This window comes from Devosia sp. CN2-171 (assembly GCF_049354815.1).
Lineage (GTDB): Bacteria > Pseudomonadota > Alphaproteobacteria > Rhizobiales > Devosiaceae > Devosia_A.
This window is the reverse complement of sequence record NZ_CP186479.1, coordinates 2,399,382-2,422,827: the sequence shown is the minus strand read 5'-3', so window position 1 is coordinate 2,422,827 and position 23,446 is coordinate 2,399,382. Positions and strand designations below refer to the sequence as shown.

22 protein-coding genes are annotated in these 23,446 nt (G+C 66.1%); 17 read left to right on the top strand and 5 right to left on the bottom strand.

Going from position 1 to position 23,446, the window contains the following annotated elements; all coding sequences use genetic code 11:
* The first annotated feature begins 4 nt into the window (after positions 1–4).
* Genes ACOYW5_RS11960 through dhaK form a run of 8 tightly spaced genes read left to right on the top strand, consistent with a single transcriptional unit; the run spans position 5 to position 6,387 of the window.
* The gene (locus ACOYW5_RS11960; protein WP_423065116.1) at positions 5–1,102 is read left to right on the top strand and encodes an ABC transporter ATP-binding protein; all 1,098 of its coding nucleotides are present in this window, start codon (positions 5–7) and stop codon (positions 1,100–1,102) included.
* On the top strand, positions 1,095–2,120 hold the full coding sequence (locus ACOYW5_RS11955; protein ID WP_423065115.1) for an ABC transporter ATP-binding protein: 1,026 nt from the start codon (positions 1,095–1,097) through the stop codon (positions 2,118–2,120). Before ACOYW5_RS11960 ends, ACOYW5_RS11955 begins: the two co-directional genes overlap by 8 nt.
* Positions 2,120–2,707, top strand: coding sequence for a dihydroxyacetone kinase subunit DhaL (dhaL, locus tag ACOYW5_RS11950; protein WP_423069456.1), 588 nt, complete (start codon positions 2,120–2,122; stop codon positions 2,705–2,707). Before ACOYW5_RS11955 ends, dhaL begins: the two co-directional genes overlap by 1 nt.
* On the top strand, positions 2,704–3,093 hold the full coding sequence (dhaM, locus tag ACOYW5_RS11945; RefSeq protein WP_423065114.1) for a dihydroxyacetone kinase phosphoryl donor subunit DhaM: 390 nt from the start codon (positions 2,704–2,706) through the stop codon (positions 3,091–3,093). The genes dhaL and dhaM overlap by 4 nt, the downstream gene beginning before the upstream one ends.
* A complete protein-coding gene (locus ACOYW5_RS11940; protein WP_423065113.1) occupies positions 3,090–3,395 on the top strand; it encodes an HPr family phosphocarrier protein in 306 nt (101 codons plus the stop codon). The genes dhaM and ACOYW5_RS11940 overlap by 4 nt, the downstream gene beginning before the upstream one ends.
* Positions 3,382–4,989, top strand: coding sequence for a phosphoenolpyruvate--protein phosphotransferase (gene ptsP, locus ACOYW5_RS11935; RefSeq protein WP_423065112.1), 1,608 nt, complete (start codon positions 3,382–3,384; stop codon positions 4,987–4,989). Before ACOYW5_RS11940 ends, ptsP begins: the two co-directional genes overlap by 14 nt.
* Positions 4,976–5,407, top strand: a complete 432-nt coding sequence (locus ACOYW5_RS11930) for a hypothetical protein (protein WP_423065111.1) — start codon at positions 4,976–4,978, stop codon at positions 5,405–5,407. Before ptsP ends, ACOYW5_RS11930 begins: the two co-directional genes overlap by 14 nt.
* On the top strand, positions 5,404–6,387 hold the full coding sequence (dhaK, locus tag ACOYW5_RS11925; protein ID WP_423065110.1) for a dihydroxyacetone kinase subunit DhaK: 984 nt from the start codon (positions 5,404–5,406) through the stop codon (positions 6,385–6,387). Before ACOYW5_RS11930 ends, dhaK begins: the two co-directional genes overlap by 4 nt.
* Before the next feature lie 30 nt (positions 6,388–6,417).
* Here dhaK and ACOYW5_RS11920 read toward each other — a convergent pair whose 3' ends face one another.
* Positions 6,418–6,999, bottom strand: a complete 582-nt coding sequence (locus ACOYW5_RS11920) for an AAA family ATPase (RefSeq protein ID WP_423065109.1) — start codon at positions 6,997–6,999, stop codon at positions 6,418–6,420.
* Positions 7,000–7,211: 212 nt separating this feature from the next.
* Here ACOYW5_RS11920 and ACOYW5_RS11915 point away from each other — a divergent pair, with 212 nt between their 5' ends.
* From ACOYW5_RS11915 to ACOYW5_RS11875, 9 genes are all read left to right on the top strand, one after another.
* The gene (locus ACOYW5_RS11915; protein WP_423065108.1) at positions 7,212–9,569 is read left to right on the top strand and encodes a response regulator transcription factor; all 2,358 of its coding nucleotides are present in this window, start codon (positions 7,212–7,214) and stop codon (positions 9,567–9,569) included.
* Positions 9,570–9,767: 198 nt separating this feature from the next.
* Positions 9,768–11,318, top strand: a complete 1,551-nt coding sequence (locus tag ACOYW5_RS11910; protein ID WP_423065107.1) for an ABC transporter substrate-binding protein — start codon at positions 9,768–9,770, stop codon at positions 11,316–11,318.
* Between the two features lie 78 nt (positions 11,319–11,396).
* Complete coding sequence (locus ACOYW5_RS11905; RefSeq protein ID WP_423065106.1) at positions 11,397–12,419, top strand: ABC transporter permease; 1,023 nt, start codon at positions 11,397–11,399, stop codon at positions 12,417–12,419.
* Between the two features lies 1 nt (position 12,420).
* Positions 12,421–13,308, top strand: coding sequence for an ABC transporter permease (locus ACOYW5_RS11900; protein ID WP_423065105.1), 888 nt, complete (start codon positions 12,421–12,423; stop codon positions 13,306–13,308).
* Positions 13,308–14,153, top strand: coding sequence for an ABC transporter ATP-binding protein (locus tag ACOYW5_RS11895; RefSeq protein WP_423065104.1), 846 nt, complete (start codon positions 13,308–13,310; stop codon positions 14,151–14,153). Before ACOYW5_RS11900 ends, ACOYW5_RS11895 begins: the two co-directional genes overlap by 1 nt.
* A complete protein-coding gene (locus tag ACOYW5_RS11890; RefSeq protein ID WP_423065103.1) occupies positions 14,150–15,043 on the top strand; it encodes an ATP-binding cassette domain-containing protein in 894 nt (297 codons plus the stop codon). The genes ACOYW5_RS11895 and ACOYW5_RS11890 overlap by 4 nt, the downstream gene beginning before the upstream one ends.
* Positions 15,040–16,587, top strand: a complete 1,548-nt coding sequence (locus tag ACOYW5_RS11885; protein WP_423065102.1) for a hydantoinase/oxoprolinase N-terminal domain-containing protein — start codon at positions 15,040–15,042, stop codon at positions 16,585–16,587. The genes ACOYW5_RS11890 and ACOYW5_RS11885 overlap by 4 nt, the downstream gene beginning before the upstream one ends.
* Complete coding sequence (locus ACOYW5_RS11880; protein WP_423065101.1) at positions 16,577–17,680, top strand: DUF917 domain-containing protein; 1,104 nt, start codon at positions 16,577–16,579, stop codon at positions 17,678–17,680. Before ACOYW5_RS11885 ends, ACOYW5_RS11880 begins: the two co-directional genes overlap by 11 nt.
* Before the next feature lie 18 nt (positions 17,681–17,698).
* Entirely contained in the window at positions 17,699–18,781 is a 1,083-nt protein-coding gene (locus tag ACOYW5_RS11875) for a DUF917 domain-containing protein (RefSeq protein WP_423065100.1), read from the top strand.
* A gap of 49 nt (positions 18,782–18,830) precedes the next feature.
* On the opposite strand, the gene ACOYW5_RS11870 is transcribed toward ACOYW5_RS11875, so the two are convergent.
* The 4 genes from ACOYW5_RS11870 to ACOYW5_RS11855 are packed head-to-tail and all read right to left on the bottom strand — an operon-like array spanning position 18,831 to position 23,446.
* Positions 18,831–19,604: a cysteine hydrolase family protein gene (locus tag ACOYW5_RS11870; protein ID WP_423065099.1), complete on the bottom strand. Its 774-nt coding sequence runs from the start codon at positions 19,602–19,604 to the stop codon at positions 18,831–18,833.
* Between the two features lie 10 nt (positions 19,605–19,614).
* Positions 19,615–20,781, bottom strand: coding sequence for a M20 aminoacylase family protein (locus ACOYW5_RS11865; RefSeq protein ID WP_423065098.1), 1,167 nt, complete (start codon positions 20,779–20,781; stop codon positions 19,615–19,617).
* Between the two features lie 20 nt (positions 20,782–20,801).
* Positions 20,802–22,631, bottom strand: a complete 1,830-nt coding sequence (locus ACOYW5_RS11860; RefSeq protein WP_423065097.1) for a dipeptide ABC transporter ATP-binding protein — start codon at positions 22,629–22,631, stop codon at positions 20,802–20,804.
* Entirely contained in the window at positions 22,628–23,446 is an 819-nt protein-coding gene (locus tag ACOYW5_RS11855; protein ID WP_423065096.1) for an ABC transporter permease, read from the bottom strand. The genes ACOYW5_RS11860 and ACOYW5_RS11855 overlap by 4 nt, the downstream gene beginning before the upstream one ends.

Here is a 23,446-nt window from a genome sequence, read left to right as displayed (position 1 = left end):
CGCCATGGCCGAAATCCGGGTCGAAAATCTCCGCAAGGAATTCTCCGGCTTCACCGCGGTGGAGGACTCCACCTTTACCGTTGAGGACGGCGAGTTCTTCGTCATGCTCGGCCCATCGGGCTGCGGCAAGACCACGACGCTCAGGATGATCGCCGGCCTCGAGCTGCCGACCTCCGGCCGCATCCTGCTCGGCGGTGAGGATGTCACCATGAAGCGGGCGCGCGAGCGCGACATCGCCTTCGTGTTCCAGCTCTTCGCGCTCTATCCGCATATGAACGTGCGGCGGAACATCGGCTTCCCGCTCCTGGCCCAGGGCGTCGCCCGGTCGGAGATTCGCGCCCGCGTCGAGGAAGTCGCAAAGCTCCTCCGGATCGATCACATCCTCGACAGGCCCGTGTCGGGCCTTGCCGGCGGCGACCGCCAGCGCGTCGCGCTGGGCCGCGCCATCGTGCGCCGGCCGATGTGCTTCCTGATGGATGAGCCGCTCGGCACGCTCGACGCGGAGTTCCGCGACCTCATGGTCCACGAGCTGCGCGAGCTGCACAACCGCATCGGCGCCACCACCGTCTACGTCACGCACGACCAGATGGAAGCCATGTCGATGGCCGACAAGATCGCCGTGATGAACCACGGCATCATCGAGCAGTTTGGCAGCCCGCGCGAGATCTACGAGCGCCCGCGCACCATGTATGTCGCCGATTTTATGGGTTCGCCGCCGATGAATTTCCTGCGCCTGCACAGCGGCCTGCAGAAGGGCGACGCCAGCATCCGCATGGGTGAGGCCGACATCACTGTCCCGCAATTGCGCGAGGATGTCGCTCCGTCCGACCTCATGCTCGGCGTCCGTCCCGAACATGTGAGACTCGACAATGCTTCCAGGCTTCGTGGGGAAGTGCTGGGCGCCGAATACCTGGGCACCACCCAGATCGTCGTCGTCGAAACCGGGGAGGGGACAGTGAAAGCCCGCATCCCGGCCAGCATCACCGTCAATGCCGGCGAGACCGTCGGCCTTGCCCTCAACGCAAGTCATCTCTCGCTCTTCGACAAGGCGAGCGGGCGTGCCATCGAGACGGCGCTCTACGAGGGAGGCGCCCATGGCTGAGATCACCCTCCGTGGCGTCGGCAAGCGCTTCAAGCAGACCGAAGCGGTCCGCGACTTCGATCTCACCATCGCCGACGGCGAGTTTGTCGTGCTTCTCGGCCCGACCGGGGCCGGCAAGACCACGACGCTGCGCCTCATCGCCGGACTCGAGGCGCCGGATGCGGGACGTATCACCATTGGTGGCGAGGACGTCACGGCGCTTCCTCCCGCGGCGCGCGATGTCACCTTCGTCTTCCAGCAATACTCCCTCTACCCGCACCTGACCGTCTACGAGAACCTCGCCTTCCCGCTGCGCTCGCCGGTTCGGCGGATGGAAAAAAGCGAGATAGACCGGCGGGTCCGCGAGACGGCGCGGCTGGTGCGGATCGACCACAAGCTCGACAACCGCGCCACCCGCCTGTCCGGCGGCGAGATGCAGCGCGTCGCCATCGGCAGGGCGTTGGTCCGCCAGCCGTCGGTCTATCTCATGGACGAGCCGCTGAGCTCGCTCGACGCCAAGCTTCGCGCCGGCATGCGGCTCGAGCTGAAGCGCATCCAGCAGGAACTAGGCGCCACTCTCGTCTACGTCACACACGACCAGATCGAGGCCATGACCATGGCCGACCGCATCGGCATCCTCAAGGAAGGGCGGCTGATTCAGATCGGCACGCCGCGCGAGATCTACACCGCGCCGATCAGCGCCTACGTCGCCACCCGCCTCGGCCAGCCGGCCATCAACCTCCTGCCGCGTGGCCTGTTGCCGGACGCCGGCCTAGATGACGCGGTCAAGACCATCGGCGCGCGCACCGAGCATCTCTCGATCGAAAAGGCCGCGAACGGCCATGCCGACGGCGCCGTGGACTGGATCGAGCATCTCGGTGACCAGAACCACCTCCATGTCCGCATCGGCGAGCGCAAGTTGATCACGCTGGTTCCGCCTGATACCCCTCTTGCCGCAGGCGACAAGGTGATGATCCGCTACAACAATCCCCTTTGCTTCGATGCCAATGGCGACCGTGTGGGAGGGGCCGCGCGATGATTTCTGAAGCACAGCTGCGCGCCCTCGTTTCCGCCGTCGCGACCAGCGTCGCGGCCCATGCTGAGGAGCTGACCGCGCTCGACTCGGCGATCGGCGACGGCGACCACGGCGTCAACATGAAGCGCGGCTTCGACGCAGTGTCCGCGGATATCGACCAGATCGCTACGAAGCCGCTGCCCGATGCGCTGAAGGCCATCGGCACCAAGCTGGTGATGACCATTGGCGGCGCTTCGGGCCCGCTCTACGGCACGCTGTTCCTGACGCTCGGCAAGGAGCTTGCCGCGTCGCCGGACGACTGCGCCGGCGCCTTCCGCCGCGCGGTCGATGCCGTGGCCACGCGCGGCAAATCCGAGATTGGTCAGAAGACCATGCTCGACGTGCTTTATCCGGTCGCCGACGGGCTCAGCGCCGGCAAGCCGCTGCCCGAGCTGCTGGCCATCGCCAATGCCGAGGTGGCGGCCACCGGTCCGCGCAAGGCCACGCGCGGCCGGGCCTCGTTCCTCGGTGACCGCTCGATCGGCCATATTGATCCGGGTGCGCGCTCCAGCGCTCTCATCCTCGAAGCGGTTGCGGGAGCGCTCAAATGAAGAACGTAGGTATTGTCATCGTCTCGCATTCGCCGCTCGTCGCCGAGGGCGCCGCCGACATGGTGCGCCAGATGGTCGGCGACGAGGTCCCGCTCGCCTGGTGCGGCGGCAATCCGGAAGGCGGGCTCGGTACCTCGGTCGAAGCAATCATCGCCGCCATCGACCGGGCCTGGTCCGAGCGCGGCGTTGCCATCCTTGTCGACCTTGGCGGGGCCGAGACCAATTCCGAAATGGCCATCGAGATGCTCGACGCCGATCGCGGCCGCAAGGTCGTGGTATGCAACGCGCCGGTCGTCGAAGGCGCGGTAATGGCGGCGACCGAAGCCTCGGGCGGCGCCTCGCTCGCCGAGGTCCGCGCCACCGCAGAGGAACTGTCACCGGCATGAACAAGGCAACCGACTTGGCTGAGGCACAGGTGCTGATCACCCACGAAGTGGGCCTGCACGCACGCCCTTCGGTGAAGCTCACCAAGCTCGCCAAAGGGTTTGGGGCGCGTATAGCGCTGGCGCTCGCCGAGGATGGCCCCTGGGTCGACGCCAAGTCTATCGTCAAGGTGATGGCGACCAAGGCCCCAAAGGGCTCGACGCTGTACCTGCGGGCCGAAGGCGAAGACGCCGAGGATGCCATCGAGGCGCTGGTCGGGCTGGTGAAGCGGGATTTCGACGAGGGTTCCCATGCCCACGCATAGGGCGAGCGGTACAGTCGCTTCGATCGGCTACGCCTCCGGCCCGCTCTACTTCCTCGAGCGCGGCTCCGGTCCCTATGTTGCGAGCGGCAACCCCGCGACGGAAGCCGAGCGTCTCACCGCCGCCATCACCCGCGCCTCGGCTGCAGTAGCGGAACTGATGGCCGTGGCGGAACCAGAGTCCGCTGCGATCCTCGAGTTCCAGATCGCCATGCTCGAGGACGATAGCCTCGCCGAGCCTGCCTTTGCCGCCGTCGTTCGTGGCATCGATGCTGCCACGGCCTGGTCCGCGGCGCTGGCGGAACACATCGCCGAATACGAATCCGCCGACGACAGCTATTTCCGCGCCCGCAGCGCCGATCTCACCGATATCCGCGACAGCGTGCTGCGCGCCCTTTCCGGCATCAAGTCGGGCAGGGCCCCTGCCGGCGCTGTGCTCTACGGCAATGACATTACCCCCACCCAGTTCCTCGCCATGGATTGGCAGCGCGGCGGCGGCATCGTGCTCAAGCAGGGGAGTTCGGCGAGCCACGTGGCGATGCTCGCACGCTCGCGTGGCGTCCCCATGCTGGTCGGCGTCGGCCCAATCGAAGCCGCCAACGATGATCTGGTGCTGCTCGATGCCGAGCACGGCCGCATCATCGTGCTGCCCGATACCGAGGCGCAGCGCGAGTTCCTCAAGGCTTCGACCGCCCATCACCAGTTGCTCAATCTCGCCCGCAGCCAGGTGAGGAGAAGCGCGACCACTTCGGACGGGGAGCATGTCGACGTGTTCGTCAACATCGCCGAGCCCGTCGATGTCGACACCATAGACATCGCCACCTGCGACGGCGTCGGCCTCATGCGCACCGAGTTCCTGTTCACCCGCGGCCTGCCCGACGAAGAGACGCAGTACCGGGCCTATCGCAAGGTGCTCGAATGGGCGGCGGGCAAGCCCGTCACCATTCGCACGGTCGATGCCGGCGGCGACAAGCCGGTGCGCGGCTACACCATCGACGAGGCCAACCCCTTCCTCGGCCTGCGTGGCATCCGCCTGTCCCTCTCCCGGCCCGACGTCTTCCGTGTCCAGGTGCGTGCCCTGCTGCGCGCCGCCGTGCACGGCGAGCTCAAGGTCATGTTCCCCATGATCAGCCTTGCCGCGGAATACCGGGCCGCCGAAGTGATCTTCCGCGAGGAAGCCGTGGCACTCGCCGATGCCGCCATTCCGCACCGCATGCCGCCGCTCGGCATCATGGTGGAAGTCCCGGCCGTCGCCATCGACCCGGCTCCGTTCCGTGACGTCGCCTTCTTCTCGATCGGCTCCAACGACCTGACGCAATATGTCATGGCCGCCGGCCGCGACAGCGGCGCCGTCAACACTCTCGGCGACGTCCGGCACGCCGCCGTCATCTCGCTGATCCGTAGTGTCGCCCGCTTCGGCGAGGTCAACGCCATTCCGGTGAGCCTCTGTGGCGATGCCGGTGGCGATCCCGCGGTTATCCCGCTGCTGATCGGAGCCGGGCTGCGTGCCCTGTCCGTCGCGCCGGCGCAACTGCCGCTCGCCAAGGCTGCCATTGCGCGCACCGGCACCCGGGACAGCTCCGATGCCGCCCGATAAGCCGCCGCGCGAGGGCGTCGACGAGGCCATCCGCACCTATAAGCTGCTGCTCTCGAGGGTACTCGAGACGCGCCCCTCCGGCGCGCGCCAGCGCCTCGCCGATGCGCTGGGCAAGCATCGCAGCTTCGTCACGCAGATCACCAGTACCTCCTACGCGACGCCGATCCCGCAGAAGCACCTGGCGACCATCTTTGCCGTCTGCCACTTCAGTCCGGCCGAGCGCGACGCCTTCATGACCGCCTATCAGCGTGCCCACCGCGGCAAGCTCGATATCGGCGAGCTCACCATGCGTACGCGCCACCTGACGCTGCTGGTGCCTGACCTGGGTGACAAGCAGAACGCCGCCTTCGACAAGGCTGTCGGCGAGTTCATCACAAAGATGGGCGCCCTGATGCGCCCCGGAGGAGGGGACGAATGAAAAAGCTGATCAACGGGGTCGACACGATTCTCACCGAGAGCCTCGACGGCCTCGTCGCCGCGCATTCCGACATTCTCACACTCGGTGGCGAGCACAAGTTCGTCCGCCGCAAGGCGCTCAAGCCGGGGAAGGTCGCGCTGATTTCGGGCGGCGGCTCCGGCCATGAGCCGCTCCACGCCGGGCTTGTCGGCGCGGGCATGCTGGATGCCGCCTGTCCCGGCCAGGTATTCACCTCGCCCACGCCCGACCAGATGCTGGCGGCCGCCGAAGCTGTGGATGGGGGAGCGGGCGTGTTGCTCATCGTGAAGAACTACGAAGGCGACGTCATGAACTTCGAGATGGCGGCCGAGATGATGGCGGGGCCGGTCGAGCGCGTGCTGGTCAACGACGATGTCGCCGTCGAGGATTCGACCTACACCACCGGCCGCCGCGGCGTTGCCGGAACGCTGGTGGTCGAAAAGGTCGTTGGCGCGGCTGCCGAGCAGGGCCGGGGCCTCGGCGAGCTCAAAGCGCTGGGCGACCGAGTGAATCGGGCCACCCGCTCGATGGGCGTGGCGCTCACCTCCTGCACGGTGCCCGCCGCGGGCAAGCCGATGTTCGCGATCGGCGAGGACGAGATGGAGTTCGGCGTCGGCATCCATGGCGAACCGGGCCGCCGCCGCGACAAGCTCATGTCCGCCGATGCCATTGCCGAGGAGATCTGCGGGGCCATCGCCGCCGATTTCGGTGCGATCGCGAACAAGCCGGCGCTGCTGTTCGTCAACGGCTTCGGCGCCACCCCGGCGATGGAGCTCTACCTCATGTACAATGCCGCCCGGCGCCTGTTCGAGCAAAGCGGCGCCCGGATCGTGCGCTCGCTCGTCGGCAACTACGTCACCTCGCTCGACATGGCCGGCTGCTCGATCACGCTGAGCCTCCTCGACGACGAGACCACGCGACTGTGGGACGAGCCGGTGCACACTGCCGCCCTGCGCTGGTAGCGCCGGCGATCTAGACCTTGTGTGCTGGTGTCACCTTAGCTTCCCGTCGGCCAGGGCCTTGAGAATCCAATCCCGGTACTTCTGGTCTTTGTCGTTGATTTCGGGGATGACCTTGGAAGCCTCGGTCATGAAGAAGGAGTAGTCCCGCCCCATTTCCTGGCCGCGCCGCGTATGCATGTCGAGCGCCACATCCGGAATCTCTGGCAGGCTCTCGCCGATCTCCACCGAACGCCTGGCCCAGTTGACCATGTCGTCGCTGGTGCGGTCCTTCCGCGAGGTGGCGAGCACGCGGATGGCGTGTGCCGCGAACAGGAACCGGTCTCCGGCGGGGCGGGGATAGCGCTTGTGCTGCTGGTAGAGCGTCTCGATCAGCACCGGCGCATCGACATTGCCGAACCCGATGTCCTCAACCGCGATGACGCAGAGGCGCGACCACAGCATTTCCTCCATTTCCGGGCTGGTGACAAACATCTCCCAGCCCAGCAGCAGCACATTGTCGACGAGGCCGCGGCGGATGCATTTCTGCAGGGCGGAGATCACCTCGTCGGCAGCAAAGCCATGCTCGGTGGTGGTGCGCTGCCACGGATCGGGCGGCTGCTGTACTTTGACCATTGATCGGCTCCTTGATTGCTGTTCGACAAAGTCACTTCCAGCGCGCCTCGACGCACCGATCAAGGCACCGACCGGCATCGGCGTGGGCTTAGGGTGAGACCATGCTGTAATTCTTGTTACAAGAAACCCCGCCGGCCCGCACCCAGGCGGTTGCCTTCGCCGTCCGTGTGCGCAACGATCCTTGGGGCTCGGAGAGTTGGAGTGCGCGCCTGTTGACACCTCTCGCTGACACAAGGGTTCGCCGAGGTGCTCTCCAGATCGAGCGGGCCAGGCTCAAGGCGCTGATCCTGTGCCGCCCCGAACCCGTCATCCTGATCGAGGCGCCGGCGGGAATGGGTAAATCGGTGTTGCTGGCGCAGCTCGGGGCAGCGCTCGGACAGCCAGTTCACCATCTGACGGCGGCACCGACGTCAGGCGCCGAACTCGTGCTGTGGGACATTGCGCCTCACTCCGAGCCCAAACGCTTGCCTGAGCGCTTCATTTCCGGTGCCGGTCGGATCGTCATCGCCAAGCGGCCGGACACCAAGTTGCCGTCGCTGGCCCGCGCGCTCGCCTATGGGAAGGTGTTTCGTCTTGGCACCGCAGAGCTCCTGCTGTCCGAGGACGAATTGCTCGAGCGCTTCTCGCCGCGCACTGCCGATCGGCTCCTGCAGCAGTCGGCCGGCTGGCCCATGCTGCTGGCGCGCAATGCCGAAAGGACCGACCAGCAGCTTGCCTCTTTCCTCGCGACGGAACTGCTGGAGCCGATGACTTCCGTCGAGCTGGTCGCGGTCAGCGCCTGGCTCGAGGATGGCGTGGCAGGTACGATCGACCCCCGGTTTCTTCAGGTCCTCGACCGGGTGCGTGAATCTCTGGGCGAGGCTCTGAAGGGGGTGATGCAACAGCGCCTGCAGCACGTTGACGAAGCTCTCGCCATCGCCGGCGCCTATGCAGCGCGCGGAAAAGTCACCGAGGCGATCGTCACCTACCAGCGCGCCGATCGCTACGACGAGGCGCTGGAACTGTTCCAGCAGGCGTCAGGGCGCTTCTACCTCTATCACTACGGGTCGGCGGCGCTCGACCGCGTGCTGGCAGGGTTTCCGATCGACTACGCTACCCACAACGATACGCTTGTCATGAGTCTCGCCATGCAATCGCTGAAGCGCGGCGAGGTCGAACGCGCGCGGCGCCTCATCGCGGATCGTTTCGGCGCCGCGGTCAATGATCTCGATACGGTCTTCAGCGACAAGACGGCCTATACTACCGACTTCCTCGCGTTTCGCGTCGTTATGCTGATCTACGAGGACTACCTCCTCACCGACGACCTGTTCGAGCAGGTGTTCGGCATGCTGGGAGACCTGCCGCCCGACGGGCATATCGTTCGCGGCAGCTTCTACAACTCAGTGCTGGAGTTTTACGTCCGCGGCCGGCGCTTCGCCGCCGCCGAGGATGTGGCCGTACGGGCGCTGCATCACTACCGCGAAGCCAATGCGCCGCTGCTGGCCTTCTACATCAGCCTCTACCAGGCGCTGATGCGGCTGATGATGGGCGATGCGATCAATGCGCGCCGGCACGCGGTGCAGGCCGACGTGCTGCTGCATCAGGTCGGCTTCGAAAGTCCGGGTGACGAGCGTTTGCTGACGCTGCTGTTCGCCTGCATCGACTATGAGGGCGGCAAGGCCGAGCCACTGGCCCGCTTCCTCAGCTCGCAGCTCGACGACTTCGCGCATGGGGAAATCTGGCCGAGCCTGATCGAGTTCGCGCTGCAATATGGCAGCCAGGCGCTGAGCGAGCATTTCTCCACCATCGCGGCACGCAACTTCCTCGACCGCTGGCGGGTCTATCAGGTCTCCAATCGCCAGTTCGGCATGATGATCGAGTTGCGCGAGGCGACCATCCTGCAAAATGCCAACCGCTGGCAGGAGGCCGCCGAAAAGCTCGGTCCCGTGCCGTCCCGTATCACCCGGCAGTGGGTGACCACGGCCGTTGACGAACTGGGACGGCTGCAGGATCGCGATGAGATCGTCCTGGCCCTGATCTGGCTCCGGCACATCGTCTACGAGCAGCCGACCCGGCCCAATCTCGAGCGGCAGCTTGACGCCATGCTCAACAACCTCAACCTCACCGGCCGGCAGCGGCTCGGGGTCGAGGTGTGGCTCGCCTTTGTCCACAAGCGGCACCGCAACCTGTCGCGGGCTCGAGCCCTGCTGCAGAAGGTGTTCGAACAGGCCGCCCGGCTCGGCGCCATTGCGCCGCTCGCCGAGGAGCGCGTGTTCCTGAGCGAGTTGATCGAGCACCAGCGCATCGGTGAATTCCTCGATATTTCAGGCCCGGTCCGCCAGGTGTTGCGGCGCCTGCGGGACAACGGCCTGCCCAATTCTGCGCTGGGCGCGCAGAACGGGCTCAGCCGGCGCGAGACCAAGGTGCTGCTGATGATCTCGGAAGGCTCGTCCAACAAGTTCATCGCCAATGCGCTTGGGCTAAGCGAGGCGACGGTGAAGTTTCACCTGGGCAATGTCTATCGCAAGCTTGGCTGCCGCCGTCGCCGTGAGGCCATCAGCGCGGCACGTGCGCTCGGGCTCGTCGGCTGAAAACCTAGACGATTTAGTCGAAAACCTAGCCATCGGTGCGCCTTGAGAGAGGTGCCGCCAAGTTGCGAAGCTGACTGATCGGAAGGCGTGCGGGCAACGGGCCTGACATGCCTTCAGGCGGCCGGTCGACCGGACAATCCATGGCGCGCATGGGCCAGCGCGCCGGGACAAGGCAAATCAGGGACAGGGACATTCAGCATGAACAGACAGAGCCTTCTCGCAGCAACAGCGATTTCCGCGCTCATGTTGGGCGCGATGCCCGCCATGGCGGCGACCGTGACGATGAACACCGTGCAGATCTTCGGCACCATCGATCCGGCCAAGATCTCCGACTACACCGACTACATGGCGGCCGTGAACCTCTATGACGGCCTCGTTACGGTGGACTCGGGCGGCAACATCATTCCCGAGCTCGCCGAGAGCTGGACGGTGTCGGACGACGCCAAGGAAGTCACCTACAAGATCCGCGACGACGCCAAGTTCGCCGACGGCTCGCCGGTCGAGGCCAGCGATGTGGTCTATACGGTCGAGCGCTTGTTGCGCATCAACCAAGGCCCGGCCAACCTGTTCGCCGGCGTGCTTGCGCCCGGCTCGGTGACCGCCGTCGACCCCAAGACCGTGAAGTTCACGCTGTCGAAGACCTTCGCGCCGTTCCTCACCACGGTGCCCGCCATCATGATCCTCAACGAGGAACTGGTGAAGGCCAACGAGGGCACGGACGACGGCCAGACCTGGCTCGCGACCAATGTCGCCGGCGCCGGCGCCTACAGCCTCAAGAGCTGGGATCGCGGCAGCCAGATGACCATCACGCGCAACCCCGATTACTACAAGGGTTTCGGCCCCGGCCCGATCGACGAGGTCCGCTGGATCATCACCAATGACGAGGCCACGGTGCGCTCGCTCGCCGCTTCCGGCGAGCTGACCATGTCGAGCCAGTTCCAGTCGCCCGACACCTATACCGCGCTCGAGGGCATGGGTCGTTTCACCATCGCTAAGGAAGAGACGTCGACAGCCTTCTACCTCAAGCTCAATTCCAAGGTGGCACCGACCGACGACCTGCACATCCGCAAGGCCATCGCGCTCGCCACCGACTACGCCACCATCCGCGAAGTGATCTCGCCCGGTGGCGTGCTGTCGACGCCGCTGCCGAAGGCCTTCGCCGCCTTCCATGCCGATGATATCCCCGAGCCGGTCTACGACCTCGAAGCCGCCAAGGCGGAAGTGGCGCTGTCCAAGTATGCCGGCTCGCCGATCCCGATCACGCTGGGCTATGTGGCCGGCACCAAGTTCGAGGAAGAGATCAGCCTCTTGATGCAGTCGAACCTCGAGCAACTCGGGTTCGTGGTGACCCAGCAGGCCGACCCGTGGAACCGCATCACCGAGATCGCCGGCAAGGTCGAGACCACCCCGGCGGTGAACCAGATCTTCTTCGGCCCGACCTATCCCTCGCCCGACTCGATGTTCTTTACCCAGTATCACTCGGGCGCCGCCGGCACCTGGGCCTCGATGGAGTGGATCCAGAACCCTGAAATCGATGCCCTGATCGACGAAGCGCGCGGCACCGGCGACACCGCCAAGCAGGCCGAGATCTACAAGACGCTGCAGCACAAGCTGGTCGACCTGCAGTCGGATGTCTACCTGACGACGCAGACCGTGCAGCACGCCATGGACAAGTGCCTCACCGGCTTCAAGGCCGTGCCGATGCAGTCGTTCGACTACGACTTCACCCGCTACAGCTGGACCTGCTGATAGCCGGCGTCCCCGGCCCCAACCGGGGACGCCACTCTCCCGCACCACGCATCTTCCTTTCACCAGGGCGGGCTGCCTTTGGAATTCCTGCTTTTCCTCCTGCGGCGTGTTTTGTGGTCGATCCTCGTCCTCGTGGGCCTGTCGATCGTCATTTTCGCCATAGCCCGCGTGGTCCCCGGTGATCCGGCGCGCATGGCGCTGGGGCCGACCGCCACCGCCGAACAGGTCGCCGACCTGCAGGAGAAGCTCGGGCTCAATAAGCCGATCGTCGAGCAATACGGCATGTTCGTCGCTGGACTCAGCCGGGGTGACCTCGGCCGCTCGCTGCTGACCGAGCGTCCGGTCAACGACGACATCCGCGAGACCTTCGGGGCGACGTTCGAACTGGTGCTTGCCACCATCACCCTCGCCTTTGTGCTTGGCGTGCCCCTTGGCGTTGCCGCGGCGCGCTGGAAGGACAAGTGGCCCGATACGCTGGTGCGCATCCTCGCCATCTTCTCGGCTGTGACACCGAGCTTCTTTGCCGCCCTGCTGCTGCAGATCCTCGCCGGCTACGTGCTGCACATCCTGCCCACCACCGGGCGGCTGCCGCACAACATGGAATTCGTCGCCTCGATCACCGGGTTGCTGACTGTCGACTCGCTGCTGGCCGGACGGCTCGACGTGTTCGGCGAGGCGCTGCGCTACCTGCTGCTGCCGGCGACGGCCCTGGCGCTCGCCACCATGGGGCAGATCGCCCGCATCACCCGATCGTCGATGATCGATGTCGCGAGCCAAGACTATATCGAGGCGAGCCGGGCCTTCGGCGTGCCCGAGCCGATCCGGGTGTTCAAGTACATGCTGCGGCCGAGCTTCGTGCCGCCGCTGACCATACTCGGGCTCGAGTTCGCGTCGCTGATCGGCAACGCCTTCGTGGTCGAGCTCGTGTTCGCCTGGCCCGGCATGGCGGCCTACGGCATCCGCACCATCCTGCAGAAAGACCTCAACGCCGTGATGGGCGTGGTGATGGTGTCGGGCGTGTTCTTCGTGCTCGTCAATCTGGTGGTGGACGTGCTGGTCGGCTTCGTCGATCCCCGCGTCCGCATCCGGGGGAGCCGCTGAGATGGCGAGCGAAGCTGTTCCCACCACCCCGCCGCGCCGGCTCTCGAACGCCTACCAGAACTGGTACCGCTTCTCGCGCAACCCGACCGCGGTGATCGGCGCGGCGATCGTGATCCTCGCGATCCTCGCGGCGATCCTCGCGCCCTGGATCACCCCGCACCCCGAGCATGTCGGGGCGGTGGTGAACTTCCGCGCCCGCCACCTGCCGCCCTCGGCCGAATACTGGTTCGGTACCGACAATGTCGGCCGCGATATCTTCACCCGGGTGATCTTCGGGCTGCGCATCTCGCTGCTGCTGGCGCTGGTGGTGCTCGGCATCGCCATCCCGGTGGGCACGACGCTCGGGTTGCTTGCCGGTTATTTCGGCGGCTGGGTCGAGATCGTGATCATGCGTTTGACCGATATCGCGCTCGCCATCCCGCCGCTGGTGATGGCGCTGGCGGTGGCCGCCGTGCTGTCGCCCGACCTGATCAACTCGATGCTGGCGATCGCCGCGCTGTGGTGGACCTGGCATACGCGGCTGATCTACTCGATCACCCGGCAGCTGCGGTCGCAGGAGTTCGTCGAGGCGGCCGAGACGCTGGGGGCCAGCAAGTTCCACATCCTGTTCCGCGAAATCCTGCCCAACTGCGTCTCGGCGCTGGCGGTGAAAACCTCGCTCGATGCGGGGTTCGTCATCCTGGTCGGCGCATCGCTGAGCTTTCTCGGCCTCGGCATCCAGCCCCCGACCCCCGATCTCGGCACCATGGTCGCCTCGGGCTCGGCGTTCCTGCCGGACTACTGGTGGGAGTCGGTGCTGCCGGGCTGCGCGATCCTCGTCGTGGCGCTGGGGTTCAACCTGCTCGGTGACGGGCTGCGCGACCTGTTCGACGTGCAGGAGGTGCGCTGATGGCCGATGCGCTGCTCTCCGTCCGCAACCTCTCCGTGCAGTTCACCACCTACGGCCAGACCAATGAGGTGCTGAAGGGCGTGTCGCTAGACGTGCCGGCCCGCTCGCAGATCGCGCTGGTGGGTGAGAGCGGCTCGGGCAAGACAGTGACCATGAAGGCCATCATGGGCCTGCTGCGCACGCCGCCCGCAAAAGTCACCGGCGGCGAGATCTTCTACGATGGCCGCGACCTGCTGACGATGCCCGCCAGGGAGCGCCTGAAGCTCCGCGGTACCGCCATGTCGATGGTGTTCCAGGACCCGATGAGCTCGCTCAACCCGGTCTTCACCATCGCCGACCAGATGGGCACCATCCTCAAATACGCCGACCGCCGCCTGGGCCGCGTGCGTGGCAAGACGGAGCGGATGGCGCGGGTGCATGAAGTGCTCGGCCAGGTGCGGATGCGCGACCCCGAGCGAGTGGCTCGCTCGTACCCGATTATGCTGAGTGGCGGCATGCGGCAGCGCGTGCTGATCGCCATGGCGCTCTTGAGCGAGCCCAAGCTGCTGATCGCAGACGAGCCGGGCACGGCGCTCGACGTCACGACGCAGGCGCAGATCCTGAAGCTGCTGAAGGACCTTGTCGAGGAACGCGGGCTCGCGCTGCTGATGATCACCCACAACCTGGGCGTCGTGCGCGAGACCTCGAACTATGTCTACGTGATGAACAAGGGCGTCGTAGTCGAGCACCAGCCGACCGCCGAGCTCTTCGAAGCGCCGCGCGACGACTACACCAAGGCGCTCATCGCCGCCGTGCCGCGCCTTACCGGCGGCACCCGCTTCGGCCATGCGGGAGCCGCCGCATGACCGATATGCTGGAGATCGTCGGGCTGACCAAGACATTCCCGGTCCGCAACGGTTTTGGCCGCCAGACCGGCGAGGTGCGTGCCGTCGACAATGTCTCGTTCGCAATTCCGAAGGGCCAGGTCTACGGCCTTGCCGGAGAAAGCGGCTCGGGCAAATCCACCATCGCGCGGATGATCATGGGGCTGGCGAAGCCGACGAGTGGCGACATCCTGCTCGATGGGCACAATATCACCGGCGAGAAGGGCACCCGCGCCTATGGGCGCAAGGTGCAGATGGTGTTCCAGAACCCGGGCTCCTCGCTCAATCCGCGCCGCACCGTCGGCCAGTCGATCGAAGTACCGCTTTCGGCCCACGGAACGCCGCGGGCCGAGCACAAGGGGCGCGTCGCCGAACTGCTCGAGATGGTGCAGTTGCCGGCCGATTTTGCCCTGCGCTATCCGCACGAACTTTCGGGCGGCCAGAAGCAGCGCGTCGCCATCGCCCGCGCGCTGGCCGTAGCGCCGCAACTTCTGATCCTCGACGAGCCGACGTCGGCGCTCGACGTGTCGGTGCAGGCGCGCGTGATGGACCTGCTGGTCGATCTCGGCCGGCAGCTCGGCCTCACCTACCTTTTCATCTCGCACGATCTGAGCCTGATGCGGAACTTCGCCGACACGGTCGGGGTGCTCTATCTCGGCAAGATCGTCGAGACCGGTCCCACTGCGTCGGTCTTCGAAGCGCCGCAGCACGACTACACCCGTCTCCTCCTCGCCTCGGTGCCGGTGATCTCGGCCGAGGAGGAGGCGATGCGGCCAAAAATCCCGCTGATCGACGGGGAAATCCCCACCGCGGAACAACTCATCGCGCTGCGCGGCGGCGCGGCGGCAGTCTCCCAAAGGACAGAAAAATGATCAGAATTGGCATCGACGTGGGCGGCACCAACACGGACGCCGTCGTCATGGACGGCACCACCGTCATCGCCGGCGTCAAGGCAGCCACCACGGGCGACGTGATGACCGGGGTGGTCAACGCGCTGAAAGCCGTGCTCGAAGCCAGTAAGATGGACGCTTCGGCGATCGACGTGGTGATGATCGGCACCACCCACTTCACCAATGCCGTGGTGCAGCGCCGCGACCTGGCGAAGACCGCCGCCGTCCGCCTCGGCCTCCCCGCCACCGCCTCCCTCCCCCCGATGGTCGATTGGCCCGAGGACCTGAAGCTCGCGATCGGCGGCACGGGCTACCTCGCCCACGGCGGCAACGAGTTCGACGGCCGGGTCATCTCGCCGCTCGACGAAGCTGAACTGCTCGGCATTGCCGAGGACATCAAGTCCAAGGGCATCAACACCATCGCCATCACCTCGGTATTCTCCCCGGTGACCGGTGAGTTCGAAAAGCAGGCCGGCGAAATCCTCGCCAAGGCGCTGCCGGGCGTCCACATCACGCTGTCGAGCGATATCGGACGCATCGGCCTGCTCGAGCGCGAAAACGCCGCGATCATGAATGCGTGCCTGCGCGATCTCTCGAAACATGTCATCGAAGCCTTCCGCAAGGCGATCACCGAAACCGGCATCAAGGGCCGCTTCTACCTGACCCAGAACGACGGCACGCTGATGGATGCCGAGTTCGCCGAAAAGTTCCCGGTGCTGACCTTCGCCTCGGGGCCGACCAACTCGATGCGCGGCGCGGCGTTCCTCTCGGGCGTGGCGGACGCCATCGTCGTCGACATCGGCGGCACCACCTCCGACGTCGGCTCGCTGCACAAGGGTTTTCCGCGCCAGGCGACCGTTGCGGTCGAAGTGGGCGGCGTCCGCACCAATTTCCGCATGCCCGACGTATTCTCGATCGGCCTCGGCGGCGGCTCGCATGTCGTCGACACCGGCGATGCCATCAAGGTCGGCCCCACCTCGGTCGGCTACCGCATCGTCACCGAAGCGCTGATCTTCGGCGGCAAGACCCTCACCACCTCCGATGTCGTCGTGGCCTCCGGCCGGTACGAACTAGGCGACAAGTCCAAGGTCGCGCATCTCACGCCCGAGTTCATCGCCCGTACCCAGGCGAAGATCATGTCGATGCTGGAGGATTGCGTCGAGCGCTCGCGCCTGTCGCCTGATCCGCTGCCGGTGATCGTCGTGGGCGGCGGTTCGATCCTTGTGGATGGCCCGATCGGTGGCCTCGAAGTGATCAAGCCGAATCATTTCGCCGTCGCCAACGCTGTCGGCGCCGCCATTGCGCAGGTGTCGGGCGAAGTCGACCGCGTCTACGCTCTAGCCGAGATCGGCCGCGACCAGGCGCTGGCCGACGCCAAGGAACGCGCCACCGAAGCGGCCGTCTCCGCCGGTGCGCTGCGCTCGTCCATCGAGATCGTCGATGTCGAGGACGTGCCGCTGGCCTATCTCCCCGGCAATGCCACCCGAGTCCGCGTGAAGGCCGTGGGTGAACTGCATGTCGGGTAAGGGCTACCTCCTCAAGGAGGACGACCTCCATCCGCTCTCGATCGGGGCAGCCCTGCTCGGCACCGGTGGCGGCGGCAACCCCTATGTCGGCATGCTTCGCGCCCGCGAGCTGATCCGCAAGGGCGCCGATATCCGCGTGCTGCCGCTCGATGCGCTGCCCGACGACGCCTGGATTGGCGAAGTTGGCGGCATCGGCGCTCCCGTGGTGGGCGTCGAAAAGATCGAGGAAGGCGGCGAGTGTTTCCGCGCCATGCGCGCCGTGGAAGAGACCGCCGGCGTGAAGATCTCGGCGACCATCTCGGCGGAGATCGGTGGCTCGAACGCGCTCGAGCCGGTCATTGCCGCGGCCTATGCCGGCCTGCCGGTGATCGACGGCGATGGCATGGGCCGGGCCTTCCCCGAAGTGCAGATGACCACCTTCTTCATCTATGGCGCCAAGGCGGCTCCGGCCGCCATCGCCGACGAAAAGGGCAATGTCGTCGTCTTCAAGGAAGTCATCGACATGTTCTGGCTCGAGACTTTTGCACGCGGCGTCTCGGTGAACATGGGCGCGGCCGCCGGCCTCGCCATTGCGCCGATGTCGATGGAGTTCGTCCGCCGCACCGCTGTGCCCGGCACCGTGACCCAGGCGCTACGGATCGGCCACACGGTGCTCGACGCACGTGCGAAGCGGCAGAACGTCGTCGAGCGCGTCGTCGCCTCGACCGGCGGCAAGCTGTTTTTCACTGGCAAGGTCACCGATGTCCGACGCGAACTGGTGGGCGGCTTCGCCCGCGGCCATGCGCACCTCAGCGGCGTCGGCGACTGGGCCGGATCGGAAGCGCGCATCGCCATCCAGAACGAGAATCTCGTGCTCTGGGTTGACGACGTGCCGGTGATCATGGTGCCCGACCTGATCATCAACCTCGAACTCGATACCGGCGAGCCGATCACCACCGAAGTGCTGCGCTACGGCCAGCGCATCGCCGTGATCGGGCTGCCCGTGCACGACCTGATGAAGACGCCGCAAGCGCTCGAAATCGTCGGCCCCAAAGCCTTCGGCTATCCCGAACTCACCTTCAACCCGCTGTTGCCCCAGCCCGTCGTGGTCTGAGGCGAGAGGAACCGCACCATGAAGTTTCTTCGCACCATCCATGCCGAGGACATGGAAGACATCGCCACCGGCGGCGCCATTCTCGGCACCGGCGGCGGTGGCGATCCCTATGTCGGCAAGCTGATGGCCCAGCAGGCGATCAAGCAGTACGGCCCGGTCAACCTCGTCGATATCGACGAGCTGCCCGATGACGCGTTGGTGGTCCCCGTCTGCATGATGGGCGCCCCCACGGTGATGACCGAAAAGCTCCCGCAGGGCGAAGAGCTGATCAACGCCTTCTGCGCCCTCGAGCAGCTGCTCGGCCGCAAGATCGACGCGGTGCTCTGCGGCGAAGCCGGCGGTGTCAACTCCACCACCCCGTTCGTCGTCGCCGCCATGGCCGGCCTGCCGCTCGTCGACGGCGACGGCATGGGCCGCGCCTATCCGGAGCTGCAGATGGTGACCTTCACCATGCATGGCGTCTCCGCGACCCCGATGGTGCTCTGCGACGACAAGGGCAATTCGCTGGTGCTCGAGACGGTCAGCAACGCCTGGACCGAGCGGCTCGCGCGCGCCGCTACGGTGAAAATGGGCGGCTCGGCGCTCCTTGCCTTCTATTCAATGTCAGGCGCGGTGGCGAAGAAGGCGATCGTGCGCGGCACGCTCACCCTTTGTTCCGAACTCGGCCGCACCCTGCGCGAGGCCAAGGCCGGCCACGTCGATCCGGTAAACGCCATCGTCGAAAAGCTGGATGCCGACGTGATTTTCCACGGCCGCATCAAGGACATCGAGCGCCGCACCGTCGGTGGCTTCGCCCGTGGCACGGCCCGCTTCGAGGGTGTCGAGGAGTGGAAAGGCCACAGCTTCCGCCTCGATTTCCAGAACGAGTTCCTGATGGCTGAGCGCGACGGCGAAATCCTCGTCACGACGCCTGACCTTATCACCGTGCTCGACGCGGAATCCGGCCTGCCGGTCACGGCCGACGCCCTGCGCTACGGCCTCCGTCTCAAGGCGCTGGCTATGCCGTCCAACCCGCAATGGCTGACGCCCGCCGGCATCGAGCTCGTCGGTCCGCGCTACTTCGGCTACGACACCGACTACCGCCAGTATTTCGGGCGCTAGCCTGCCGGGTCTCGTGTGCGAGGTCAGCCGACCATAGTCGGCTGGCCCGTCAATCGGCTCCCAGCGAAGCTGCGAGCGCGACCGATGTCGTCAGGAAGCCGAAGCACTTCTTTATGTTGAATAGCGTCGCATCGACGCAGAACTGCGGCGCGGTGGTGCCGCAGCAATCTTCGACGAACACGCATTCGTAGCCGAGGAAATGCGCGTCGGCCAAGGTGTGGTAGACGCAGACGTCGAGGTTCACGCCGGCAAAGAGCAGGGTGCGGACGTCGAGATTGCGCAGGATGCCGTCGAGCGGCGTGTCCCAGAAGCCGCTGAGGCGGTATTTGTCGACATGGATGTCGCGGGGATCGGGTTGGAGCTCGTCGACGATCGCCGCCGACCAGCTGTCCTTGATCAGCACCGCGCCCTTGCCGCCAGGCAGCTCTCCGCCGATGCCGCGGCCATGGCCATCGCGATCGAAAGCGTGCAGCGCCATCGGCGGCATGTTGAGCCGGTCCGGGCGATTGCCCCAGTTGAGCCAGATAACGGGAACAGCGGCGCTGCGCAGCGCCGGCAGCAGCGTGTTGAGCGGCGCGATGGGAGCGCGGACCGGCGCGAGGTCGAAGCCATTGATGTCCGACAGACCGCCGGGCGCGCAGAAGGCGTTCTGCATGTCGACGACGATCACGGCGGTCCGGCTGAGATCCAGCTCGATCGCGATCGGAGATGCGGCGATGCCGATCGGGCGCGCTGCGGCACGCACTGTCGCGAGGCTTATCCGCTCCGGGCTCGCGCTCCAGCTGTTGCGCCCGCTGCCGACGCTGCGTGATGTCTCGGACATGATCCCGCCTCTATGCCACCGGCATGCGAGTTTCGACCAGCTCGGCCCAGTATGAGGTGCCGTGCGGGATCGCCTCGTCGTTGAAGTTGTAGAGCGGATGGTGGACGTCCGCGGTGTTGCCGTTGCCGATCTGGATATAGGCGCCCGGGCAGGCCTCGAGCATGTAGGCAAAGTCCTCGCCGCCCATGATCGCCGCGGCGTCGATTACCGGAATGCCGGAGATTTTCCTGGCCACGTCGCGTGCAAAGATTGTCTCGGTCTCGGCATTGACCATCGAGGGGTAACCCCGCTCGTAGCGGACATTGGCCTTGCCGCCGAACGCCTCCGCCGTGGTGGTGGCGATAGCCTTGAAGCGATCCTCGGCGAGCTGCCGTATTTCCTTGTCGAAGGTGCGCACGGTGCCGCGCAGTTCAACATGCTCGGGGATGACGTTGTAGGCGTCGGACTCGGTGCGGAAGCTCGTCACCGAGACCACCAGCGATTTCAACGGATCGGCGTTGCGCGAGGCGATCGACTGCAGCGCAATGACGATGTGGCTGGCGATCAGGGTGGTATCGACGCCGGCATGCGGACGCGCCGCGTGGCTGCCCTTACCGACGACATCGACGGTGAAGTTGTCGGTCGCCGCGTAGAAGGCGCCCGGGCGGATCGAGAAGCTGCCCACCGGCAGGCCGGGCATGTTGTGCATGCCGTAAATCTCCTGGATGCCCCAGCGGGTGATGAGCCCGTCCTTGACCATCGCGTCGCCGCCGGCCCCGCCTTCCTCGGCCGGCTGGAACACGACCACCGCCGTTCCGTCGAAGTTGCGAGTCTCTGCCAGGTATTTCGCTGCGCCCAGCAGCATGGCTGTGTGCCCGTCGTGGCCGCACGCATGCATCTTGCCGGGGGTCTTTGAGGCATAGGGTAGGCCCGTCGCCTCGATGATCGGGAGCGCGTCCATGTCAGCCCTCAGGCCGACGACGCGGCCCGCCGTATCGGTACGCCCTTTGATCACCCCGACGACGCCGGTGCGGCCGATGCCTTCGACCACCTCGTCGCAGCCGAATTCGCGCAACTTATCGGCGACGAGGGCAGAGGTGCGCTCCGTGTCGTACATCGTCTCGGGATGCTCGTGGATATCGCGCCGCCAGGCGGTGATCTCATCGTGCAGTTCGGCAATCCGGTTCTTGATGGGCATGATGGCAGACCTGTTGCTTGTCAGTTGGGGCGCAGGACCAGATGGCCAGGCTCGACTTCAGTGTAGAGCGAGGGCGGCGCCTGGTATCCGGCAGGATGGACGGGAGAGGGTATCGAGCGAAAGACCTTGTCGTCGAGGAGGCGCCTCTGGCGCGGATCGGCGATCGGCACCGCCGCCAGCAGCGTCCTCGTGTAGTCGTGTTGCGGGTTCTCGAAAATCTGCTGACGGGTACCGAACTCGACGATGCGGCCGAGATACATCACGCCAACCTTGTGCGAGACGCGTTCGACCACGGCCATGTCATGGCTGATGAACAGGAAAGACACCCCGAGATCGGCCTGGAGGCCCATCATCAGGTTCAGGATCTGGGCCCGCACCGAAACATCAAGCGCGGACACGGCCTCATCGGCAACGATGAGCTTGGGATCGGTGGCAAGGGCGCGCGCGATGGCCACGCGCTGCCGCTGGCCGCCGCTCAGCTCATGCGGAAAGCGCCGCATGACGCTGCGCGGCAGCTCGACCCGGTCGAACAGCGTCGCCACCCGGTCCTCGAGTTCCTTGCCCTCCGCCATGGCGAAGTTGACCAGCGGTTCGGCCACCTGGTCGCGCAGCCGGCGATAGGGGTTCAGCGAGGCAAACGGGTCCTGGAAGATCATCTGCATGTCGCGCCGGGCCCGCCGCAGGTCCGTCGCGCCGAGGGCGCGGACATCCCAGCCGTCGAGCGTCACCGCGCCCGACATCGGCTCGACGAGGCGCAGGATGGAACGGCCGGTGGTCGACTTGCCGCAACCGGATTCGCCGACCAGTGCCAGCGTCTCGCCGATATTGAGCTGCAGGCTAACGTCCTCGACGGCGTGGACATTGGCGACCGTCAGGCGAAGCGGGCCCCGCTTGACGGGAAAGCGCGTCGTAAGCCCGCGCACATCGAGGAGGATGTGCGGCGTGGCCTCGGCAGCGGCGCCGGCGGCGGGGGCTGCCGGGGCCGAGCCGGTGTTCAGCACCGGCATCTTTTCGGGCACGGCCTTGCCGCGCATCGCACCCAGCCGCGGCACCGCGGCGAGGAGCGCCTTGGTGTAGTCCTCCCGCGGGTTCTCGAAGATCTCCTCGACCGTTCCCTGTTCGACGATATTGCCGCGGTACATGACGACCACGCGGTCGGCCATCTGCGCCACCACCGCCATGTCGTGGGTGATGAACAGCACCGACATGCCGTTCTCGCGCTTCAGGCGATCGACCAGCGCCAGGATTTCGGCCTGGATGGTGACGTCGAGCGCCGTCGTCGGCTCGTCGGCGATCAGCAGGCGCGGGTCGCAGGCCATGGCCATGGCGATGACCACGCGCTGTCGCATGCCGCCCGACAGCTCGTGCGGATATTGCTTCAGCCGTCGCTCCGGCTCGGGGATGCGCACTTCGTTGAGCAGCTCGAGTGCCCGCGTCGAAGCCGTCTCCCGGCTGAGCCTGCGATGCGTCATCAACCCGTCGATGAGCTGGCGCTCGATCGTGAACACCGGGTTCAGCGACGTCATCGGCTCCTGGAAGATCATGCCGATCTCGTTGCCGCGGATCGACTGCATGGTCGCCGCGTCGGCACTGGTGACGTCCAGCACGCTGCCATCACCGCGCGCGAACCTGAGCGCCCCGCCGGTAATGATGCCGCCGCCGAACTCGACCAGCCGCATCAGCGCTAGCGAGGTCACCGACTTGCCCGACCCGGATTCGCCAACGACGCACACCGTCTCGCCAGGGCGGATGGAGAAGCTGACGTCGTTGACGCCGTTGACGGTGCCGCCGTCGGTGGGGAACTCGACGCGGAGCTTGTCGATAGCGACGATAGGTTTGAGTTCATTCATCCCTGGACCCTCGGATCGAGTACGTCGCGCAGCACGTCGCCGAACATGTTGAGCCCGAGCACCGTCAGCGCCACTGCTCCGCCGGGCACCAGTGCGGTCCACGGCGCGACGTCGAGATAGTCGCGCGACGCCTGGATCATCAGGCCCCAGGAGGAGTTGGGCGGCTGCGTGCCGAGGCCGAGGAACGAGAGGCCCGCCTCGGCGAGGATGGCGAAGGCGAGGCTGATCGTCGCCTGCACGATGATCTGCGGCATGATGTTGGGGAGGATATGCCGGATGATCATCATCAGGTCGTTGGTGCCCGAGGCGCGCGCCGCTTCGACATACGGCATCTGCGCCACCCGCAGCGCCTCGCCGCGAACGATGCGGGCGAGGAACGGGGTGAAGGCGATGCCCACGGCGATGATAGTGTTTTGCAGGTTGGGGCCGAGCATGGCGCTGATCACTAGCGCCAGCAGCAGCGCCGGGAAGGCGAGTAGCGTATCGACGATCCGCATCAGCACGTTGTCGACATGCCCGCGGTAGTAGCCGGAGACGATTCCGAGCGGCAGGCCGATGACGATCGAGAGCAGCACCGCGGTGCCGGCAATGCCGATCGAGGTCTGGGTGCCCAGCATGACGCGGAAGAACAGGTCGCGCCCGAGCTGGTCGGTGCCGAGCACATGGTTGAGGGATGGGCCCGCGAGCCGGGCCCGCATATCCATGCGCGTCGACATCTCCGAGGTGATCAGCACCGGAGCGAGCAGGGCCACCAGGATGACCAGCAGGACGAGCGAGGCGCCGATCACCCCCTTGGTGGTGAGGAAACGCTTCAT

Coding starts and splice junctions, on each gene's coding strand:
- ACOYW5_RS11895 (WP_423065104.1), top strand. CDS start 13,308: ATGGCCGATGCGCTGCTCTCCGTCCGCAACCTCTCCGTGCAGTTCACC.
- ACOYW5_RS11930 (WP_423065111.1), top strand. CDS start 4,976: ATGCCGCCCGATAAGCCGCCGCGCGAGGGCGTCGACGAGGCCATCCGC.
- ACOYW5_RS11890 (WP_423065103.1), top strand. CDS start 14,150: ATGACCGATATGCTGGAGATCGTCGGGCTGACCAAGACATTCCCGGTC.
- ACOYW5_RS11885 (WP_423065102.1), top strand. CDS start 15,040: ATGATCAGAATTGGCATCGACGTGGGCGGCACCAACACGGACGCCGTC.
- ptsP (WP_423065112.1), top strand. CDS start 3,382: ATGCCCACGCATAGGGCGAGCGGTACAGTCGCTTCGATCGGCTACGCC.
- dhaM (WP_423065114.1), top strand. CDS start 2,704: ATGAAGAACGTAGGTATTGTCATCGTCTCGCATTCGCCGCTCGTCGCC.
- ACOYW5_RS11865 (WP_423065098.1), bottom strand. CDS start 20,781: ATGCCCATCAAGAACCGGATTGCCGAACTGCACGATGAGATCACCGCC.
- dhaK (WP_423065110.1), top strand. CDS start 5,404: ATGAAAAAGCTGATCAACGGGGTCGACACGATTCTCACCGAGAGCCTC.
- ACOYW5_RS11875 (WP_423065100.1), top strand. CDS start 17,699: ATGAAGTTTCTTCGCACCATCCATGCCGAGGACATGGAAGACATCGCC.
- ACOYW5_RS11910 (WP_423065107.1), top strand. CDS start 9,768: ATGAACAGACAGAGCCTTCTCGCAGCAACAGCGATTTCCGCGCTCATG.
- ACOYW5_RS11940 (WP_423065113.1), top strand. CDS start 3,090: ATGAACAAGGCAACCGACTTGGCTGAGGCACAGGTGCTGATCACCCAC.
- ACOYW5_RS11870 (WP_423065099.1), bottom strand. CDS start 19,604: ATGTCCGAGACATCACGCAGCGTCGGCAGCGGGCGCAACAGCTGGAGC.
- ACOYW5_RS11855 (WP_423065096.1), bottom strand. CDS start 23,446: ATGAAGCGTTTCCTCACCACCAAGGGGGTGATCGGCGCCTCGCTCGTC.
- ACOYW5_RS11900 (WP_423065105.1), top strand. CDS start 12,421: ATGGCGAGCGAAGCTGTTCCCACCACCCCGCCGCGCCGGCTCTCGAAC.
- ACOYW5_RS11960 (WP_423065116.1), top strand. CDS start 5: ATGGCCGAAATCCGGGTCGAAAATCTCCGCAAGGAATTCTCCGGCTTC.
- ACOYW5_RS11920 (WP_423065109.1), bottom strand. CDS start 6,999: ATGGTCAAAGTACAGCAGCCGCCCGATCCGTGGCAGCGCACCACCACC.
- ACOYW5_RS11860 (WP_423065097.1), bottom strand. CDS start 22,631: ATGAATGAACTCAAACCTATCGTCGCTATCGACAAGCTCCGCGTCGAG.
- ACOYW5_RS11880 (WP_423065101.1), top strand. CDS start 16,577: ATGTCGGGTAAGGGCTACCTCCTCAAGGAGGACGACCTCCATCCGCTC.
- ACOYW5_RS11955 (WP_423065115.1), top strand. CDS start 1,095: ATGGCTGAGATCACCCTCCGTGGCGTCGGCAAGCGCTTCAAGCAGACC.